The 20677-nt window shown below is 56.2% G+C and carries 18 protein-coding genes; 10 read left to right on the top strand and 8 right to left on the bottom strand.

Annotation, left to right across the window (positions count from 1 at the left end):
• The first annotated feature begins 178 nt into the window (after positions 1 to 178).
• Together ACWI0H_RS04820 and pta are read left to right on the top strand one after the other, a co-directional pair.
• On the top strand, positions 179 to 1363 hold the full coding sequence (locus ACWI0H_RS04820) for an acetate/propionate family kinase (protein WP_101145908.1): 1185 nt from the start codon (positions 179 to 181) through the stop codon (positions 1361 to 1363).
• Positions 1360 to 3543 carry a phosphate acetyltransferase gene (pta, locus tag ACWI0H_RS04815; protein WP_101145907.1) on the top strand — a complete coding sequence of 728 codons (2184 nt, stop codon included), beginning with the start codon at positions 1360 to 1362 and terminating at the stop codon, positions 3541 to 3543. The genes ACWI0H_RS04820 and pta overlap by 4 nt, the downstream gene beginning before the upstream one ends.
• An 88-nt stretch (positions 3544 to 3631) precedes the next feature.
• Here pta and cyoE read toward each other — a convergent pair whose 3' ends face one another.
• The 6 genes from cyoE to ACWI0H_RS04785 form a co-directional block, all read right to left on the bottom strand.
• A complete protein-coding gene (gene cyoE / locus ACWI0H_RS04810; RefSeq protein ID WP_101145906.1) occupies positions 3632 to 4555 on the bottom strand; it encodes a heme o synthase in 924 nt (307 codons plus the stop codon).
• The gene (gene cyoD / locus ACWI0H_RS04805) at positions 4513 to 4842 is read right to left on the bottom strand and encodes a cytochrome o ubiquinol oxidase subunit IV (RefSeq protein WP_101145905.1); all 330 of its coding nucleotides are present in this window, start codon (positions 4840 to 4842) and stop codon (positions 4513 to 4515) included. The genes cyoE and cyoD overlap by 43 nt, the downstream gene beginning before the upstream one ends.
• A 1-nt stretch (position 4843) precedes the next feature.
• Positions 4844 to 5455, bottom strand: a complete 612-nt coding sequence (gene cyoC, locus ACWI0H_RS04800; RefSeq protein WP_101145904.1) for a cytochrome o ubiquinol oxidase subunit III — start codon at positions 5453 to 5455, stop codon at positions 4844 to 4846.
• A 5-nt stretch (positions 5456 to 5460) separates the two neighbouring features.
• The gene (gene cyoB, locus ACWI0H_RS04795) at positions 5461 to 7500 is read right to left on the bottom strand and encodes a cytochrome o ubiquinol oxidase subunit I (RefSeq protein ID WP_101145903.1); all 2040 of its coding nucleotides are present in this window, start codon (positions 7498 to 7500) and stop codon (positions 5461 to 5463) included.
• 3 nt (positions 7501 to 7503) lie between these two features.
• On the bottom strand, positions 7504 to 8529 hold the full coding sequence (cyoA, locus tag ACWI0H_RS04790; protein ID WP_101145902.1) for a ubiquinol oxidase subunit II: 1026 nt from the start codon (positions 8527 to 8529) through the stop codon (positions 7504 to 7506).
• Positions 8530 to 8880: 351 nt separating this feature from the next.
• Complete coding sequence (locus tag ACWI0H_RS04785; protein ID WP_101145901.1) at positions 8881 to 9648, bottom strand: DeoR/GlpR family DNA-binding transcription regulator; 768 nt, start codon at positions 9646 to 9648, stop codon at positions 8881 to 8883.
• 310 nt (positions 9649 to 9958) lie between these two features.
• Between ACWI0H_RS04785 and ACWI0H_RS04780 the strand changes: the two genes are divergently transcribed.
• The 8 genes from ACWI0H_RS04780 to ACWI0H_RS04745 all read left to right on the top strand — a co-directional run bounded on the left by ACWI0H_RS04780 (position 9959) and on the right by ACWI0H_RS04745 (position 18244).
• Positions 9959 to 10804: an outer membrane protein OmpK gene (locus ACWI0H_RS04780; protein WP_101145900.1), complete on the top strand. Its 846-nt coding sequence runs from the start codon at positions 9959 to 9961 to the stop codon at positions 10802 to 10804.
• A gap of 36 nt (positions 10805 to 10840) precedes the next feature.
• Positions 10841 to 12124 (top strand): NupC/NupG family nucleoside CNT transporter, encoded by a 1284-nt coding sequence (locus ACWI0H_RS04775; RefSeq protein WP_101145899.1) that lies wholly within the window; start codon positions 10841 to 10843, stop codon positions 12122 to 12124.
• 110 nt (positions 12125 to 12234) lie between these two features.
• The gene (deoC, locus tag ACWI0H_RS04770; RefSeq protein ID WP_101145898.1) at positions 12235 to 13032 is read left to right on the top strand and encodes a deoxyribose-phosphate aldolase; all 798 of its coding nucleotides are present in this window, start codon (positions 12235 to 12237) and stop codon (positions 13030 to 13032) included.
• Complete coding sequence (deoA, locus tag ACWI0H_RS04765) at positions 13032 to 14387, top strand: thymidine phosphorylase (protein WP_101145897.1); 1356 nt, start codon at positions 13032 to 13034, stop codon at positions 14385 to 14387. The genes deoC and deoA overlap by 1 nt, the downstream gene beginning before the upstream one ends.
• Positions 14384 to 15628: a phosphopentomutase gene (locus ACWI0H_RS04760; protein ID WP_485875141.1), complete on the top strand. Its 1245-nt coding sequence runs from the start codon at positions 14384 to 14386 to the stop codon at positions 15626 to 15628. The genes deoA and ACWI0H_RS04760 overlap by 4 nt, the downstream gene beginning before the upstream one ends.
• A 152-nt stretch (positions 15629 to 15780) precedes the next feature.
• The gene (deoD, locus tag ACWI0H_RS04755; RefSeq protein WP_101145895.1) at positions 15781 to 16506 is read left to right on the top strand and encodes a purine-nucleoside phosphorylase; all 726 of its coding nucleotides are present in this window, start codon (positions 15781 to 15783) and stop codon (positions 16504 to 16506) included.
• Between the two features lie 56 nt (positions 16507 to 16562).
• Complete coding sequence (cdd, locus tag ACWI0H_RS04750) at positions 16563 to 16985, top strand: cytidine deaminase (protein WP_431313161.1); 423 nt, start codon at positions 16563 to 16565, stop codon at positions 16983 to 16985.
• 134 nt (positions 16986 to 17119) lie between these two features.
• A complete protein-coding gene (locus ACWI0H_RS04745; protein ID WP_101145893.1) occupies positions 17120 to 18244 on the top strand; it encodes an aminotransferase class V-fold PLP-dependent enzyme in 1125 nt (374 codons plus the stop codon).
• 79 nt (positions 18245 to 18323) lie between these two features.
• Here the strand turns inward: ACWI0H_RS04745 and ACWI0H_RS04740 are convergent, their stop codons facing one another.
• Positions 18324 to 19013 carry a CBS domain-containing protein gene (locus ACWI0H_RS04740; protein ID WP_101145892.1) on the bottom strand — a complete coding sequence of 230 codons (690 nt, stop codon included), beginning with the start codon at positions 19011 to 19013 and terminating at the stop codon, positions 18324 to 18326.
• Positions 19014 to 19164: 151 nt separating this feature from the next.
• Complete coding sequence (locus ACWI0H_RS04735; protein WP_101145891.1) at positions 19165 to 20613, bottom strand: hypothetical protein; 1449 nt, start codon at positions 20611 to 20613, stop codon at positions 19165 to 19167.
• Positions 20614 to 20677 lie beyond the last annotated feature (64 nt).

Raw genomic sequence — 20677 nt, 5'->3', positions numbered from 1 at the left:
AGGAACGGTATGGCTCGTTAGAAGGTCTAGAGTGGGTGTAAGTAGATAGGTAAAGAATCCAGCATGCCAAGCTTTTGCATAGAAGGCTAACGAAATACTGGCGCTGCTTTTCCGCAGCGCAGCATGTTAAACTAAAGTCTACCCATTTGCTCACTAACCTCCTAGTGGAAAGGTTTTTATGAACGCACCGGTGCTGGTCATTAACTGCGGCTCTTCTTCTATCAAATACGCGCTGATTGATGCTGATCCTCAGGCACCGCGACTTGAGGGCATAGCAGAGCGCCTAGGTAGCGAGGAGGCGCGTTTAAAAGGCAAAAACAGCGCAGGGGAACGTTTTAATCAGCCACTTCCAGGCGCTGACCATACCCAAGCACTGAATGCCATACTTGAGCGCATGGAGGGTCGCCTGCCAGCGGCGGTGGGCCATCGCATCGTGCATGGTGGTGAGCACTTCACCCAAGCCGCCCTTATTGACGACAATGTTATCGCGGCTATCCAAACCACCGCAGCGCTTGCCCCACTGCACAACCCAGCGAATTTAGCGGGTATTGCGGCGACCCGAAATGTTTTTCCTGAGTTGCCCCAGGTGGCAGTGTTTGATACCGCTTTCCACCAAACCATGCCGCCGCGAGCGTACCGTTACGCCCTACCTGAAAGCCTCTATGCTGAGCATGGCATTCGCCGCTATGGCTTTCATGGCACCAGCCACGCTTACGTTAGCCAGCGCGCAGGCGAGTTGAGCGGCCGCGATGCAGGCGGCTGGCTGACCGCCCACCTTGGCAATGGCTGCTCCACCAGCGCGGTTTGGAACAATCAAAGCCAGGATACCAGCATGGGCCTGACGCCACTGGAAGGCTTGGTGATGGGCACCCGCAGTGGCGACGTTGACCCCGGCCTGCACGCCCATCTGCACCGCCAACTGGGCTGGTCGTTAGACAAAATTGACAACGTGCTCAATAAAGAGAGCGGCCTACTGGGACTGTCAGGCTTGACCAACGATATGCGCGAAGTTGAAGAGGCTGCTGAACAGGGGCACACCGCTGCGCAGTTGGCGGTGGAAGTATTCTGCTACCGGATTGCTAAATCGCTGGCGGCGCTCTCCTGCGCACTGCCCCAGCTTGATGGGATTATTTTCACCGGTGGCATCGGTGAGAACTCGCCTATTGTGCGTCGCCGTGTGCTGTCGCTTATGCCCCACTTTGGCTTTGCCTTGGATAACGACGCGAACGAAGCGACTATCCGTGGCAAAGAGGGCAAGTTGGATAGCGCTGGTCACCAAGGCCCCCAGGTGTGGGTGATTCCTACCGATGAAGAGGGGCGTATTGCCATGGAAACTCGTCACTGCTTGGAGTCAAATGCATGACGCTTCCCCCCGAACAGCCACAAGCTATTCTACTAGTGCCCACCAGCCAGGGCGTCGGGCTTACTTCGGCCTGCCTGGGGTTGATTCAAGCGCTGGATACCATCGGCCTCAAAGCCGGTTTTTTAAAGCCGTTTATGCAGAACGAGCTGAACGGCCCAGGTTTGGATCGCTCAACCGCGTTGGTTTCCCGGGCACTTAACCAGCGCCCGCCGTCGCCGATTTCCCAGGCACGCCTGGAGCGTTTGCTGCGCGACGACCAAACCGATGAGCTAATGGAGAACGCCGTCGAACTCTATGAGCAAGTCGTTCAGCAGGCCCACCGCGATGGCAGCACCCTAGACTTAGTCGTGGTAGAGGGCGTAGTACCCACACAGCACACCACCTATGCGACTCAAACCAATGCCCAACTCGCCGACGCGCTGAATGCGCGGATTATTCTTGTCGGATCTGGTGACTTAAACGAGCCCCAGGCACTGGCCGAACAGCTTGATATGCACGCACGCAGCTTTGGCGGGGTTAGCTCCAGCCGCACCCTGGGCGGCATTTTGATGCGCATGAAGAACCTGCCTTACGCTCAGGAAGACGATCTTTCTGCCGCGCCGGGCACCTTCAAACCGCAGCTGGAAGAGTCGGTACTCACTGAGCTACGCCAGTACTCCCCTGCCCTGGCAACCGATAAATTCCATCTGATTGGCGTGGTGCCTTACAGCAAAACCCTTAGCGCCTTGCGCACCCTGGATGTGGCCCGAGCGCTTAACGCCAAGCTGCTGAACGAAGGCGAGGCAGCCAGCCGCCGGGTGCTCTCCACCAGCCTCTGCGCACGCAGTGCTGCCAACGCCCTGCATATTTTCACTCCTGGCAGCTTGGTAGTCGCCTCAGGTGACCGCGACGATGTGGTACTGGCCTCAGCGCTAGCGACCATGAACGGTATTCAGCTAGCGGGCGTACTGCTGACCAACGGCTTTATGCCTAACGACAGCATGATTGAAATGTGCCGCCCCGCGCTCAAAACGGGCCTACCGGTATTGGCGGTAGAGACCGACAGCCTGACCACGGCACAGAACCTCAGCCAGTTAAGCACCGAAATCCCTATGGACGATTTCGAGCGCGCCGAACAGGTGGCTCGTTACGTCGCCGCCCATATAGATCTTGAGTGGTTGAAAGCCCACCTGAGCAGCGGTTATACCCGCCGCCTTTCGCCTTCAGCGTTTCGCCATCAGTTGGTTAAACTCGCTCAATTGGCTAAAAAGCGCGTGGTGCTACCAGAGGGTGATGAGCCACGTACCGTAGAAGCGGCCATTATCTGCCAGCGCCGCGGCATTGCCGACTGCGTGCTGCTGGGTAAGCGTGACGATATCGAAAACGTAGCGCGTAACCGCGGACTCACGCTGCCCAAAGCGCTGACGATCATCGATCCCGAAAGCAGCCGCGCGCGCTATATCGGCCCGATGGTCGAGCGTCGTCGTGGCAAGCTCAACGAGCTAACCGCCGAAGCGCAGCTGCAAGACAACGTAGTGCTTGGCACCATGATGCTGCAGCTGGATGAAGTCGACGGGCTAGTTTCCGGCGCCGTCCACACCACCGCCAACACCGTGCGGCCCGCCTTTCAGTTGATTAAAACCGCGCCGGAGTATAACCAAGTCTCGTCGATCTTCTTTATGCTGCTGCCCGAGCAGGTGGTGGTCTACGGCGACTGCGCGGTTAATCCCGACCCGGACGCTGAAACCCTGGCGGAAATCGCCCTGCAAAGCGCCCGCTCCGCTGAAGCCTTCGGCATCGAGCCCAGAGTGGCCATGATCAGCTACTCCACCGGTGACTCCGGCACCGGTGCGGATGTGGATAAAGTCCGCGAAGCCACTCGCATTGCTAAAGAGCGCGCGCCGCACCTGGCCATCGACGGCCCGCTACAGTACGACGCCGCCGCCATCGAGAGTGTGGGCAAACAGAAAGCCCCCGACTCGCCGGTGGCAGGTAAAGCCACCGTGTTTGTGTTCCCCGACCTCAACACCGGCAATACCACCTACAAAGCGGTGCAGCGTAGCGCCCGCGTAGTAAGCGTTGGCCCCATGCTGCAAGGGTTGAACAAGCCGGTGAACGACCTTTCCCGAGGCGCGCTGGTCGACGATATCGTTTATACCATTGCGTTGACGGCTATTCAGGCCAGCCAGCGGGAACGCTGAGTTACAGAAACTTTCCCTACCCAATAAAAACGCCCCAAGCAGTTGTCTGCTTGGGGCGTTTTATTAACGGCTTAACGGTATGAGAGGGCTAAACCCACATCGGCACCATTGCTTCCAGCACCATGACTAAGCTCATCGCGGTGATGGTAAGTATGGAAACACCAAACACCTTCTTGGCCCAGCGCACATCGTCGTCTAACCGATAGCCGCGCAGTGCCAGGTAAAGCCAGTAACCGCCCATCACCAGCGCCACGCAGAGATACCCCATGCCCGCTTGGCTGGCTAACACCAGCGCCAGCGAGGCAGGAATAAACGCCACGATATAGCCCAGGATATGGTGTTTCGCCATTTTGACGCCGCGCACCACCGGTAGCACCGGAATCGATGCCCGTTGATAATCCGCATAGCGAAAAATCGCAATCGCGTAGGAGTGCGGCATCTGCCACAGGCAGAAGATCACCAGCAGCATGATCGCACCGCTATCGAATTGCCCCGTCACCGCGCAGTAGCCCACCACCGGCGGCATGGCGCCTGAGAGGCTGCCCACCAGGGTGCCGTACTCTGAGCGGCGCTTCATGTAGAGGCTATAAAGCCCTACATACACACCCCAGCCAATCACCGCCAGCGCGACGGTTAAGCCGTTGGTACCTAGCGCTAAACACACCACGCCAGTCACGCCCAGTAGTGCCGATACGCCCAGCGCTTGGGTGATGGAAATGCTACCTCTGACCAGGGGGCGATGGCGCGTACGCGCCATCAATGCATCAATATCGCGGTCAATCACGTTGTTACACGCACAGCCTGACGCGATGATAAATGCAATCCCTACCATGACAGAGACAAAGCTTAGCCACTCAAACTGCCCCTGGGCGGCAAGAAAATATCCACCCAACGTCGCAATCAAGTTGCCCCCGATAATGCCGGGTTTAGTCAGCTCAAGCAGATCCCGCCAGCGGCTAGGTGCTGAAATCAGCCGATCATCATGTTGAGATGTAGATGCTGCATGATCCACAGCGAGCCTCCTACCACTAAGACGAGAATCGTCAGTGTGAAAACGAAGGACATTAGATTCCAGCCCTCGTCAGCTTTGGTATTCATATGCATGAACATGACCAGCTGCACCAATATTTGCAACACAGCCGTCACGGCCACCACTATAACAGTGGAGAGTATGCTTAGCGCGCCACTCATTACCACCGCAAAGGGGATAATGGTCAGTATCAGCGACAATACCAGTCCTGTCACATACGACTTTACGCTGCCATGGGCATTCGCTGAGCTAGAGGAAGAATGGCTCATCTCACAGTACCCCCATCAGATAGACGAATGAGAAGACGCAGATCCAGACAATATCCAGGAAGTGCCAGAACAGGCTCAGGCACAAAATCCTTGGCCGGGTCATATCGTTCAAGCCTTTGGTAGAGAGCTGCACCAGCATCACCAGGATCCAGATCAACCCGAAGGTCACGTGAAGGCCGTGGGTGCCCACCAGGGTAAAGAAGGATGACAAAAACGCACTGCGATCCGGCCCATACCCCTGGTGAATCAAATGCTGGAATTCATAGATTTCCATGCCCACAAAGGCAGCGCCGAGTAAAAACGTCACCGCAAGCCATGCCTTCACCTGATTAATGCGATTGGCATTCATCGCCAGTACGCCCATACCAAAGGTAAAGCTACTCACCAACAGTAAGAAGGTTTCCACCAGCACAAACGGCAGCTCGAAAATATCCGCCGCCGTCGGCCCGCCCGCCGTGCCCTTCATCAGTACGGCGTAGGTAGCGAACAGTGACCCGAAGATCACCAAGTCGCTCATTAGGTAAACCCAAAAGCCAAACACTTTGGTGCCCGCGGCATCATGATGCTCATGGGGCTCGAGTGATGCGCCGTGGTGTAATGTATCCGTTGCCATAATGTTTAAACCTCCACGTAGCGCTGATGCTTACGTTCAGCTCTTTCAACGTCAGCAACCGATTGATAGGACTCGGAGTTTTTCACGCGCTGTTGATGCTCACGTTCGATACGCTCGACTTCAGCGGCCGGTACGTAATAATCGACGTCATCATTGAATACTCGGGCAATAAAACTACCCATCACACCAATGGCACCGACCGCTGCCAGCCACCAGATATGCCACACCAGGGCAAAGCCCAGCACCAGGGCAAACAGGCTAATCACTGGCCCGGCAACAGTGTTACGCGGCATATGGATATCGGTATAGGGCGCTTCTTCAAGCTGCTCATTGCTACGCTGTTTCTGCGACCAGAAGCTGTCGATGTCACCCACTTCCGGCAAGCGCGCGAAGTTGTAGAACGGCGCGGGTGAAGAAGTTGACCACTCCAAAGTACGGCCATCCCACGGGTCACCGGTCACATCAGCGTTCAGCTTGCGGTCGCGGATGCTGACCCAGAACTGGATGACGGTGCAGGCGATGCCCATCATGATAATCACCGCGCCTACCCAGGCCAGAATCATCCACGGCTGCCACTCAGGGTTCGCGTAGGACTGCATGCGGCGCACGGCGCCAAAGAAGGCCAGGACGTAGAGCGGCATAAAGGCGACATAGAAGCCAATGAACCAGCACCAGAATGAACGCTTGCCCCATTTTTCGCTCAGCGTGAAGCCAAACGCTTTGGGGAACCAGAAGGTCAGGCCCGCCATCATGCCGAACACCACGCCGCCAATAATGACGTTGTGGAAGTGAGCGATAACAAACAGGCTGTTATGCAGCACGAAGTTGGCGGCTGGCACGGCCAGCATCACACCGGTCATACCGCCCAGCGTAAAGGTGATAATAAAGCCCAGGGTCCAGAGTACCGGCGACGTCAGTTCCAAACTGCCACGGAACATCGTGAACAGCCAGTTGAAGACTTTCACCCCAGTGGGGATGGCAATGATCATCGTCATAATGCCGAAGAAGGCATTAACATTAGCGCCCGCCCCCATGGTGAAGAAGTGGTGCAGCCAGACGATAAACGACAGCAGCGTAATCGCAATCGTCGCCCATACCATGGTCATGTAACCAAACAGCCGCTTACGGGCAAACGTCGAAATGACTTCCGAGAACACGCCGAAGGCGGGCAGAATCAGGATATAAACTTCCGGATGGCCCCACGCCCAAATGAGGTTGACGTACATCATCATGTTGCCGCCAAAATCATTGGTGAAGAAGTGCATGCCTAAGTAGCGATCCAGCGTCAGCAGCGCAATGGTGGCGGTCAAAATAGGGAACGAGGCGATGATCAACACGTTGGCGCACAGCGATGTCCAGGTGAAGATCGGCATGCGGAACATGGTCATGCCTTTGGTGCGCATCTTCAGAATCGTCACGAAGAAGTTGATACCGGTGAGCGTCGTCCCTATCCCGGATATCTGTAATGCCCATATCCAGTAATCGACCCCCACCCCGGGACTGAACTCGATCCCCGATAAGGGCGCGTAAGCCAGCCAGCCGGTTTTGGCGAACTCCCCCACCACCAGCGAGATATTGACCAAGATCGCGGCGACGGCAAACAGCCAGAAACTCAGGTTATTCAGGAAGGGAAAAGCGACGTCGCGGGCGCCTATTTGCAGCGGCACCACCAAGTTCATCAAACCGATGACCATGGGCATAGCGACAAAGAAGATCATGATCACGCCGTGGGCGGTGAAGATCTGATCGTAGTGTTCGGGCGGTAAATAACCCGCGGCGCCCCCGGCGGCCATCGCCTGCTGGGTTCGCATCATAATCGCATCCGAGAAGCCACGCAGTAGCATGACCAGAGCAACGATGAAGTACATAATGCCGAGCTTTTTGTGGTCAACGGAGGTAAACCACTCGTTCCACAGCCAGCTCCATTTACGGTAATACGTTAACGCGCCTAACAGCGCGATCCCCCCAATGGCCATGAAGGCCGCGACGACCATAATGATCGGTTCGTGGTAGGGAATTGACTCTAAACTGAGTTTTCCAAACACGGCTTAACCCCCTGCTTCAACGCTAGTGGGATGGCTGCGCATGGCATGATCCTGACTAGCATGGTTGTTGGTGTCGTGGCCAGAGTCGGCCGCTTGATGGGTGTTAGGTGCGTTATCGCCATCAGAAGAATCAGCATGGTCGCTGCTCAACTGATGATCGCCGCCCATCTCGTGTTCACCGCCGGTGTGAAAGCTTTTCAAAATGCTTTCGTATAGCGCTGGTGAAATAGCCGAGAAGTACTCCACTGGGTGCGATTCGCTAGGCTCCGCCAGGGCTTCGTAGCCTTCTGGGTAGGTCAGCGTTTCAGAGGCACCGCGCACGGTTTCAACCCAGTCATCAAACTCGCCGGGGGTCGTCACTTTGGCTTCAAACGTCATGCCCGAGAAGCCCGCGCCACTGTAGTTGGTAGAGCGACCTGGATAGCTGCCCTTTTCATCGGCAATCAGATGGACATCGTTATCCATGCCCGCCATGGCGTAGATTTGGCTGCCAAGATGGGGAATGAAGAAAGCATTCATTACCGAACCTGAGCTAACACGGAAGCGCACGGGGGTATCGACGGGAAAGGCCACTTCATTAACGCTGGCCACGCCCTGCTCGGGATAGATAAACAGCCATTTCCAGTCCAGCGATACGGCCTGAATTTCGATCGGCTCCACGTCGCTTTCCAGCGGTTTGTGGGGATCCAGGCTGTGGGACGTTTTATAGGTCAACAGCGCCAGCACCGCGATAATCGCGCAAGGCACGATCCAGATCACCGCTTCAATCGCGTTGGAGTGCGCCCAATCGGGAAGGTACTTAGCCCCGCTATTACTACGCCGATAGCGCCAGCCGAACAGCAGCGTCATCACAATAACGGGAATAACTACAATCAACATCAGGCCAAAAGCGGTCAGAATCAGCGTCCGCTGCTCTGCGCCAACCTGCCCTTTGGGGTCTAATAGCGCTGAACTACAGCCTGCTAGAAACAGGCACAGCGCAAGGAGCACTAACGTGCCTCGCCTGCGCCATAGTGAGCGTCGTTGCATGGTGTGATCTCGTCCAAGGTGTTAAAAGTTAGGGTTTAAAACACACTAGCCAGCCCTGCGGTCATGATAAATAGCAGGCTAACTATTACCCCATACTCTTCCCAAAACATGCTCGTGGGAGCATCCTCACAAACCTGTGCGTGGTGCGTTGAGCGTCACTGTTCCGGGAAAAATATGCGCCGCCACGTAGGAATAGCGGCGGGTCTTGCTCGCCTATGCTTTAAAAGCGACAGCAGGGCTTTAAAAGCGACAGCAGGTAAGACGAAAGTATTTTCTATTGATCGAGATCACGAAAGAAGTGGCGCATTGCCGCACCCAAGCTATTGACGGCTATAGAGAAGCGAAACATTTCTACGCAACGGTTACCACTGGCACCTCGCGGCCATGCCCCTCTAGCAGTTGCGGCGCGCCCTCTTCGTCAGTAACCACCACATCAAAATCGTCTAGGGCTGCGAAATAAGCCGGTCGCACCACGCCAAACTTGCTGGCATCCACTACCAGCAAGCGCTGCATAGCGGTGGCAATGGCGGCTTGTTTAGGCGCGACTTCGTGAAAGTGGAAGCAGCTTACGCCTCGCTCCAAGTCCACCCCCGCCGCGGAAATCAACGCTTTGTTGATACCCAATCGCTCGATGGCGGCGGCCATATTGTCGCTGCCAAATGATTGTGAAGCGGCATAAAACAGCCCGCCCAGTAGTACAAGGCGTACGTTAGGCAAGGCGGCAACGGCATTGGCGACGTTGAGCGCATAGGTCACCACCGTTAGTTCACGGAAATGACTTAACTGACTCAGCAACGGAATCAGCGTCGAGCCACAGTCAATAAACAGTGTATCGCCCTCTTCAATAAAGGCGAGTACTCGCTGACAGAGCCGATACTTCGCCTGATAGTGGCTAGCCTGCTGCTCGGTTAAGTCATATATCGGTGTGACCCCGGGGTAATTCGCCATTACCAAGTGCCCGCCCAGCAGGCTCATCGCAGTAGGCTGGGTGGTGAGATCGCGCCGGATGGTCATCTCCGATACATCACAAAGCTCTGCAGCATCGCGCAGATGAAGAGTGCCGCCACTGGCTAGCGCTTCCTGAAGTTTGGCAAGGCGCTGAGCGCTGCGGCCATTCATGGTGGGCATCTCCTTAACAACCCCTCTTGTTGTGATTAGCGCAACATAAGCCTTCATGTTGCCTCTTATTTCTTTCTATGCTGAGCGAGCAGCGACGGAATTTCCACTGCGACAACGACCATTAACGCTATTCGTGATGCTTACGGTAGTTATATGACATTTAAATAGCGTTGATGTGACAACACTTGCAAATCAACGTTAGAAAAATAACACTAAATGTTATAATTTTAACATTCACGCCAGCCCGCACGACTATAACCACGGATAGCCACACTCAAATGGCTCCGCGACAACCCCCGTTGAGGCTTACATGACTGCTCGAAAACACACTCGCTCTTCATCGCTTGTCACCCTTAGTGCTGGCGCCTTACTGACAAGTACCGCCCTCGTCACTCCAGCATTGGCAGATGACGCTCAGCCCCATCCGCTTGACCGGCTGTGGTCGTTTGCCAATGTCTCGGTCAACTATCTCGATTGGTCGAACGGCACCGAAGCACGCACCGCCCCTAACGCGGCGAAAAGCGACTTTATGTTTCTCGAAATTGAAGGCGGCGCTGGCTTTAGCTGGGGCGAATTCTACGGTTTCTTTGATTTCGAGAACCCCACCAACGATCAATTCGATGAATCCAGTGGTGGCAAAGACAACTTCCGCACCGCGGGTAAAATAACCTCGCACATTTACCTGGGCGACAGCCCGCTGTCTATTTACGCTCACCTTTACGACTTCCGTGATTACGGCTTTGAAAGCCGCGAGCAGGATCAAATTTTGGGCCTGGGTTACCGCACTACTTTTGATAATGGTTTATGGTTCAAGCCATTCATTGGTGCCGCGCGGGTGCAAAGTAACAGCTACAGCGGCATGAACGGCTTTATGGCTGGCTGGGTCGCGGGTTATGATTTCGCTGCGCTCGACCAGAACTTCAGCGTGACTAACTGGCATGAGCAGACCTTTGGCCGCGATGACGAGTATCTGGATGAAAATTACGTGAACGGCACAGCAGGCAGTGTGGGCACCAACGGTGCACTGAGCCTGTGGTGGCATCCGAGCGACTTGATCACCACCGGTATTCAGTACCGCTACTCTGACAATAAGTTGGGCACGCCCAATAATTATCAGAATGCGATGATCTACTCCGTCAAGCTCAACTTACTATAAGCGCGGCACGTTCGCGCAGACTCGAAGGATCCCCTTATGACACTCCTTATGAGCTTGGTGGGTATGGTCACCCTGGTGGCCATTGCCCTGATTTTCTCTTACGACCGTAAGTCTATTCGGCTACGCACTGTGCTGGGCGCTTTTGCGATTCAAGCGGGCATTGGTGCGTTTGTACTTTATGTGCCTTTCGGTCAGGCGGTGCTGCAAGCCATCTCTTCTGGCGTTAGCCAAATTTTGGTGTATGCCAACGATGGTATCGGCTTTCTGTTTGGTGGTTTAGCGGACGTAGAAAACGTCGGCTTTGTGTTTGCCATCAAGGTTCTGCCGGTCATTATCTTCTTCTCTTCTCTCATCGCCGTGCTGTACTACATCGGCATTATGCAGTGGGTAATCCGCATCCTGGGTGGCGCTCTGCAAAAAGCCCTGGGCACTTCACGTACCGAATCGCTCTCCGCGACCGCGAATATCTTCGTTGGCCAAACTGAAGCACCGCTGGTGGTACGTCCGTTTATCGCCCGCATGACGCCTTCGCAGCTGTTTGCCGTTATGTGTGGCGGCTTGGCGTCGGTGGCGGGTTCGGTGTTGGCGGGTTATGCAGCGCTGGGTATTCCCATGGAGTACCTGGTAGCAGCTTCCTTTATGGCGGCGCCCGGCGGGCTGTTGTTTGCCAAGCTGATCATGCCGGAAACCCAGGATGTGTCCGATAGCGACAGCGTTTCCAAGGTAGAAGAAGAAATTGAAGCCCAGGAAGATAAGCCCGCCAACGTGCTGGATGCTGCCGCCTCCGGCGCTACATCGGGCTTGATGCTGGCCGCTAACGTGGGCGCGATGTTGCTCGCGTTCATTGGTTTGATCGCGTTGATCAATGGCATTCTCGGCGGCGTTGGCGGCTGGGTGGGCTTTGACTCACTGAGCTTAGAACTGATCTTGGGCTGGCTGTTCGCCCCGCTTGCCTTCCTGTTAGGTGTACCCTGGGAAGAAGCCACCCTGGCAGGCTCGTTTATCGGCCAGAAACTGGTCGTCAACGAATTTGTCGCCTACATCAACTTGGCACCCTACATTGATGGGGAACAGGTAGTGGCGGCGACGGGTCAGATGATGACGCCTCACACCATGGCGATTCTCTCTTTCGCACTGTGTGGCTTTGCTAACCTCTCCTCCATTGCGATTTTGCTGGGTGGTTTGGGCAGCATTGCACCGACGCGCCGTAAAGAGATTGCCCGCTTTGGTGTTAAAGCCGTCTTGGCCGGTACACTATCCAACTTGATGTCGGCCTCTATTGCTGGCTTCTTCATCGCGCTGAGTGGCGCGTCTGCATAGCGCTTGCCACTGCTTGCATGATTAGCGCAATGACGGCTACTTAACGCATCGGGCGCTGCGGTTTTATCCGCAGTGCCCGTTTTTATCTTTTACTGATTTGTGAGAACTCCATGACTGCGACAGCCTCCCCCCATATTGTCCAAGCCGCCCGCCAAGCACTTACCCTCATGGATCTGACGAGCCTGAACGATAGCGACACTGACAGCACCATTGAAGCACTTTGTCAGCAAGTAAAAACGCCCTTTGGCACGCCTGCGGCAGTGTGTGTCTTTCCCCAGTTTATTGTCACGGCCCAGCGTGCATTGACCGCTCATACCCTTAACGACCAAGTGAAGATCGCCACGGTCACCAATTTCCCCGACGGCGGCGACGACATCATGGGTGCTGCCCGTGAAACGCGCGATGCGGTTGCCTCTGGTGCCCATGAAGTCGATGTCGTATTCCCCTACCGCACCCTGATGGCGGGCGATGAAGAGACTGGCCTCGAGCTCGTTGAGATGTGCAAAGCCGCCTGCGCCGGCCAAGCACTGCTCAAAGTGATCATTGAGTCCGGCGAACTCAAAGACCCTGCGCTGATCAAACGCGCCAGCGAAATCGCCATTGAAGGCGGCGCGGATTTCATTAAAACGTCGACCGGTAAAGTGCCCGTCAACGCAACGCTGGAAGCCGCCGAGATCATGCTCAAAGCCATCAAGGCCAGTGGCAAAGACGTTGGCTTTAAAGCAGCCGGTGGCGTTAAAACCGCCGAAGACGCAGCGGCATACTTGGCCCTTGCTAACGAGATCATGGGCCCAGCCTGGGTGACGCCTGCACACTTCCGCTTTGGTGCATCCAGCCTGCTGGGCAATCTGCTGGATACGTTGACCGGCAGCACCAGCGCGGCACCCCAAGGCCAAGGAGGTTACTAATGTCTGCCAACACAACCCAACACGCGTTGCTGCCCCAGGAGCTGATTCGCCTTAAGCGAGATAACCAGCCGCTGCCTGCGGAAGAGATCAAAGCGTTTGTACAGGGCATTGCCGATGATCGCATTAGCGACGCACAAATTGGCGCTTTCACCATGGCTGTGTTTCTTAACGGCATGAGCCGTGAAGAAGTCGTGGCGCTGACTACCGCCACCCGCGACTCCGGTCACGTGATGCAGTGGAGCGACCTAAACCTGCCCGGCCCGATCGTGGATAAGCACTCCACTGGCGGCGTGGGTGACTTGGTCTCGCTGGTACTCGGCCCTTGGGTCGCCGCCTGCGGTGCCTTTGTACCCATGATTTCCGGACGCGGCTTAGGTCACACCGGCGGCACCCTGGATAAACTCGAATCGATCCCCGGCTACGATCCCTATCCCGCGCCAGCACGCTTCCGCGAGGTGGTGAAATCCACTGGCGTGGCGATTATCGGCCAGACCGGTGACTTGGCGCCTGCCGATAAGCGCATCTACGGCGTGCGTGACGTGACCGCCACCGTGGAATCGATTCCGCTGATTACCGCCTCTATCCTGGGTAAAAAGCTGGCCTCAGGGCTGGATGCGCTGGTGATGGACGTTAAAGTCGGCAGCGGTGCCTTTATGCCCACCCCAGAGAAATCCCGCGAGTTGGCCAAAAGCATCGCCAATGTGGCCACCCAAGCGGGCACGCCCACCACTGCCCTGCTTACCGATATGAGTCAACCGCTAGCGCCCTGCGCCGGTAACGCCGTTGAAATCGTCGAGACGCTGGCACTACTGCGCGGCGACCGCCCCAATAGCCGCGTGATGCAAGTCACCCGTGAATTGGCAGTCGAGATGCTGATCGCCGGTAAGCTCGCGGGTTCCCGTGAAGACGCACTGACTCAGCTTGAGAACGCGCTGATCTCCGGCGCTGCCGCTGAAGTGTTTGCCCAGATGGTGCGTGAACTGGGTGGCCCTAGCGACTTTATGGAGCGCTCGGAGCACTACCTGGCCAAGGCAGAGGTCATTAAACCCGTGTATGCCGAGCAATCAGGGATCGTACAACGCATCGATACCCGCGCCGTGGGCATGAGCGTGGTGGAGCTGGGCGGTGGCCGCCTGCGTAACGACGCCAGCATCGATCACAGCGTTGGTTTCACCGATATCGTCGAGATCGGCGACAGCGTGGATAGTCAGCGCCCCATCGCCATGGTGCACGCCCGTAGTGATACCGCCGCTGAGCGTGCCGCCGAGCAGCTGCGCGCGGCGTTTACAATTGGCGAAGGCGCTGCCAGCGCCGACACTCTGCTGCAAGACACCTTCCGTGGAGAAGCCTCATGAGCCGTGCGATTTTACTGGTACTCGATTCATTTGGGATTGGCGCCGCCCCGGACGCCGCCACCTTCGGTGACGAGGGTGCGGATACGCTGGGCCATATCGCCGCCGCCTGCGCCCGTGGCGAAGCGGATAACGCCAACCGTTCAGGCCCTCTCAAGCTGCCCAACATGGCCAAGCTGGGGCTATTTCACGCCCACCGTGATGCCACGGGCAGCGTTGCCGAAGGCATCACGCTGCCGGAAAATCTGGAAGGGGCTTACGCCCACGCCAAAGAGATTTCCAGCGGCAAAGATACCCCCTCCGGCCACTGGGAAATCGCCGGTGTCCCGGTCCGCTTTGACTGGGGCTACTTTCTGGATAAAACTGACAGTTTCCCTCTTGAGCTGCTCGATGCCATCGTTCAGGAAGCCGACCTCACCGGAGTGATTGGCAACTGCCACGCCTCCGGCACCGAGATTATCGCCCGCCTGGGTGAAGAGCACATAGCCACCGGCAAACCCATCGTTTACACCTCGGCGGACTCGGTATTTCAGATCGCCGCTCACGAAGAGCATTTCGGTCTGGAGCGGCTTTATAAGCTGTGCGAAACCGTCCGCGAGCTGCTGGAGCCTTACAACATTGGCCGCGTGATCGCGCGTCCGTTTATCGGCGAAGACAGCAACACCTTCGCCCGCACCGGCAACCGTCGCGACTACAGCGTTGAGCCGCCGTCGCCCACCGTGCTGCAAAAGCTCGATGATGCCGGTGGCGAAGTGGTCTCGATTGGCAAAATTGCCGATATCTACGCCCACTGCGGCATTACCCACAAGGTAAAGGCCAGCGGTCACGACGCGCTGATGGACGCGACGCTTAGCGAGATCGCGCGCACCAGCCAACGCGAAGAAGGCGAACGCGCCATGATCATGACCAACTTTGTCGATTTTGACTCGGTCTATGGCCACCGCCGGGACGTGCCGGGTTACGCCGCCGCGCTAGAAGATTTCGATGCCAAGCTGCCCAAGCTGCTGGCGGCGCTAAGCGAAGATGACCTGCTTATTCTGACGGCTGACCACGGCTGCGACCCGAGCTGGCACGGAACTGAGCACACCCGCGAGTACATCCCCATTCTGGTACACGGCCCCGGTTTCACCCCCGGCCCGCTGGGCGAGCGCGGCACCTTTGCCGATATTGGCCAAACCCTGGCCGACTTTTTCCTGCTACCGGCCATGGCCGATGGCAAAAGCTTTCTACCTGAAGCCGCTTAATGATAAGTGGTAAACCACTAGCACAAGATCAGAATCAACCCGTAGCGGGGGTCTTTCGCCATGGATGGCGAAAGTAGCGCCCAGGGAAGGGTTCACAGCGCCCCCGCCTAGGGTTTATTCGGATCGTTAAATTATTGATATGGGAGCGTTACATGGCTACACCACATATTAATGCAGAGATGGGCGATTTCGCTGATACCGTCCTGATGCCCGGCGACCCGCTGCGCGCCAAATACATCGCCGATACCTACCTGGAGAACGTCCGCCAGGTCAACGATGTGCGCAATATGTTTGGCTACACCGGCACCTACAAGGGCCGCGAGATTTCCGTGATGGGCCATGGTATGGGCATTCCGTCGGTCTCCATCTACGCCAAAGAGCTGATCACCGACTACGGCGTTAAATCGCTGATTCGCGTGGGCTCCTGCGGCGCGGTACGCGACGACGTCAACGTGCGCGATGTGGTCATCGGCATGGGCGCCAGCACCGACTCCAAGGTCAATCGCATGCGCTTTAACGACCACGACTTCGCTGCGATTGCGGATTTTGAACTGACCCAGCACGCCGTCGCTGCCGCTAAAGCCAAAAACGTGCCGGTCAAAGTCGGCAACATCTTCTCAGCGGACCTGTTCTACAACCCGCAAACCGATATGGCTGAAATGCTCAAGCGCTACGGCATTGTCGGCGTCGAGATGGAAGCCGCTGGCCTTTACGGCGTCGCCGCCGAGTTCGGCGCCCGCGCCATGACCATCTGCACCGTGTCGGATCACATCCTGAAAGGCGATTCGCTCTCCAGTGCCGACCGTCAAACCACCTTCGACGATATGATGCTGATTGCACTCGACACCGTGTTGCGCGACGACGCTGCCAGCGCCTAGAACGTTAAAGCGAGAACGTTGAAAAGAGCGCGTAGAAGCGGCCAAAAGGAAAAATGATGGAACAGGTATCAGAAGAGCACGTATCAGAAGAGATCGTTCAAACGCTGTTGAGCGCGCGGGCTAACGCCTACGTGCCTTACTCAGCTCACCCGGTGGCGTCAGTCATGGTCACCCCTGATGGTCAGCAGTTTGCGGGCACTAACGTGGAAGTGGCGCACTACAAAGGCCTATGCGCCGAGGCCTCGGCCATTTCCGCCATGATCACTGCCGGGCAACGCCAGTTGGCGACGGTCTACGTGATGGGCCCAGGTGACCACCTCTGCACACCCTGCGGCGACTGTCGTCAGCGGATTCGCGAATTCGCGACGCCAGAAACCCAAATCAAGGTACTTTCCGGCAGCGGTGAATTGATGAAAACCTACACCATGGAAACGCTGCTGCCCGACGCCTTTGGGCCCGAGCAGTTACCGCCGCGTTAAGCCAGTCCCTTCAGCAATCAAAACCAGCCCCACGCGGGCTGGTTTTGTGCTTTTATTGCTCGTACTCTTAGCAGCCACTGTATATTTTTGATGAAGTGTGCCGATGAGCGCACCGCCCTTATTTGGAGAACGCCATGGCTGGTTTACTGCCCAACGTCGATCCCGACGGTTTGCTTGAGTACTCAGTGGTCTACACCGACCGCTCGCTGAACCATATGTCGCAACAGTTTCAAGGTGTGATGCGGGATATATCGGCCACGCTGAAAGAAGTCTACCACGCTCACTCCGCCGTCATCGTTCCCGGTAGCGGTACCTTTGGAATGGAAGCAGTGGCGCGTCAATTTGCCGTTGATCAGAACACTCTGGTGATTCGCAACGGCTGGTTCAGCTACCGTTGGACACAGATCATTGAGATGGGCCGTTTAACCGACCAGCACACGGTGCTAAAAGCACGGCGTCTTAACACCGATGACTCGCGCTCGCCATTTCAGCCAGTACCCATTGATGAAGCCGTCGCGCAGATTCGTCGCGAAAAACCAGCGGTGGTCTTTGCCCCGCAGGTAGAAACCTCGGCGGGCCTGCTGCTTCCAGATACGTATATTCAAGCACTCGCCGAGGCGACACACGAGGTAGGCGGCCTGTTCGTGTTGGACGCCATTGCGGCAGGCACCCTTTGGGTGGACATGCAGGCACTCGGCATTGACGTGGTGGTCAGTGCGCCGCAAAAAGGCTGGAGCGGCTCGCCCTGCTGCGCCATGGTGATGCTGTCAGAGCGGGCTACGCAGCGCTTGAGCGAAACCCAGAGCAACAGCTTTGCCTGCGACCTGGGCAAGTGGCATAGCATCATGCAAGCCTATGAAAACGGCGGGCATGCTTATCACGCCACTATGCCCACGGACGCCTTGCGACAGCTGCGCGATATCATGCAGGAAACCCGTGCGTACGGCTTCCCCAAGGTAAAAGAGGAGCAGCAAGCGATTGGCCGTGAAGTCCGTGCCATGCTCAAGCGTCACGGTTTTGTCAGCGTGGCGGCGGAAGGCTTTGAGGCCCCAGGGGTGGTGGTCTGCTACAGCGACGATAGCGGCTTGGTAGGCAAACTGGCCCAGGCGGGGGTGCAAGTAGCCGGCGGCGTACCGCTCATGTGCGATGAAGGTGATAACTTCCAAACTTTCCGCATTGGCCTATTTGGTTTAGATAAGTTGCACCACACTGAGCGCAGCGTGGATAGTTTAGAGCAAGCAATTAAAGCCGTGGTGTAAGGTGGTATAAAAAGGTAAGGCCCGCTATTAACCTAGCGGGCCTTACTGGTTACTTAAAGCTATATACGCCAAATTGACATTACATATATCCTACGCCCCGCGGCATCATCCCTAGATGATTTTCGACGCGAGTCACCCCCGCCACATTTTCTGCTGCAACCGTCACCGCCTGCTTCTGTTCAAGCGATTCGACCAGCCCCCAGATTTCGACTGCACCGCCATCCACAATCACGCTAATGCCTTCGACTTGCACGCCGGTGTTGTGTTCTACCTCGTCCAGTATGGCTTCGCGGATGTGTCGATCGTCCGAAGGTGACTGCGTCGGCGATACCGCCGCATTAGCAATGCCTTGCAGCAGATTGGCACGGCTGACGATACCCACCAACTTACCTTCACGCACAACGGGTACGCGTTTGATGTGGTGTTTTTCCAGCATTCGCGCAATGGTATGCAGTGGCGTGTTCTCTTCCACGGTCAGTGGATCTGGCGTCATCACTTCGTGGGCTTTACGACCATGCATCTTGACATAGTCGCCAGCATCCTTGCCGCCCGTAAATAGCGATAACCACCATGAGTGACCGTGGTCACTGTCATCTTTTACCCGGCGCATCAAATCGCCTTCGCTGACAATACCGATCACCCGGTGATCTCCATCGACGACAGGAACGGCGCTGATACGATGCTTAAGCAGCAGTTGCGCAATTTCACGCACTTCCGTATCGGGTCCCACACTCACCACTTTGGGTGTCATGATATCAATAGCTTGCATGGCGCTTCTCCTTGCGTTCAACCTTTAAAGACTGAGCCGCAGCTGCAGGTCACCCTGCCTTCTCTTTGAGCCTAGTTCGCTCCTGGAAATTTGCCTATGCTGGCTGGCTATCTAAAAGAACGCATTGAGACTAATTTGATCTAGCGCAGCTTTATGCTTGCTTGCCTGTTGGTGTGTTCGCCTCTGTGGCGCTACTCTCTTCCACTTTCTCCACATCAACAATGCCTGAGCGACTTACCACGACTTTCCAGCGGGCAAGGTAGGGCGTATCTTCACTGCCCGTTTCACGAATCACCAGATTAAACAGGTGGCGGCGTTCGACGCTTTCACGCACTGCCTGGCCATCTTTAAGCCGATAGATGTGGTGCTTCCCTTTACTCATTAGCCGCGTGAGCATGGAAATATCCAAATTCAGTGTTTCGCGCGTATGCTCGTAGCCGCTTAAAAAGCGCGTGGGTGACATACGTGAACTTGAGCGGTAGTGCAGCACTACCTCTTCCCGCTGGGCCACCTTGCGACGGCGCAATTGTTGGATGTCATCACTCAGCGAAGCGAAGCGCTTGTAGTCAAACCACTCCAGCTGGCGACCCACCACGGCATTTCGCGTGGGGTCTAGATACTGGCGGCGCCACTTAGGGCGGCCTTTGCGCAGCAAGCGCCAAAGGGTATTGCGCAAATCATCCTTAAAAACTTCACGCATGGCGTAGAGCAGCGCCATGGCTAACACGAATAGCGCAGAAAGATCCCCTAACGCGCTACGTAACTGCAGCACACCTAACGTCACAAACCCCATTACCACCGCCGTGGCCAGGGCTTTGACCGCTTTCTGCTCGCCGCCGCCAAGCTCCAATGCCTCTTGTTTCAGCGTAATCGGATGTTCAATCAAACGCCGCAGTAAGCGCATTTTGTTCGACATGCGCGTCGGGTCCGCCATTACTCGTTCGGCGTTGTATTGCTGTTCGCGGCGATGTTCGCCCTCCCGGTGGCACACGCTGATAAAGCGTCGACGAATCTCAGTAAACTCACCACCACGGGGCATATGCGCCACTAACGCCAGTAGCTGCTGTTCGGTAAACCAGGAGAGGTAATTATCAATATTGGCGAAGTATTTTTTGAAGCTTTCGTCATCCGGCTGATTGCGCCGCAGGCGCTTGAGGATTCCGTCACTCAAGTCGATCATTTCATGCAGTTGGTCACGTAAGGCAACCGCACTTTCTTGCTCCTCGCTGGTCTCTTCCCGCTGTTGCTGGCGGGTATGACGTAACTTTTTGGCGCTTACTAACATCGCTTGCGTGGTGCGCTCCATCGCTTCCACGTATTGGTAGGCGTAGAGGCTCAAACTCAGCCGGTACGAGTCACTCCCCAGGCGGTTACGACTGGCCAACCGGCTGTGCACCAGCGGCAGCAGGTATTCGTCACTGTAGTAAGTGCGCGATACATGAATGGCGGCATGATAAAAAGCCTCCTCTGAGATAAGCTGAGTACTTAACCCCAGCTCGCCAGGCACAAAAAGATAGACGTCGAGGTTATGCGACGTCTCTTCCTTGAGCCGACGAGTAAGACGCAGCTGAAAGCTGTTTTTACGCTCAACGTTGATCAACCCACCAATCTCCTACTCCTTTGCCTAACGTGATGATATACCATGGCTAAAATAATCATGGCGC

The organism is Halomonas sp. NYA30 (assembly GCF_976980765.1).
The sequence above is the reverse complement of the archived record's forward strand: the minus strand, read 5'-3'. Positions and strand labels throughout refer to the sequence as shown.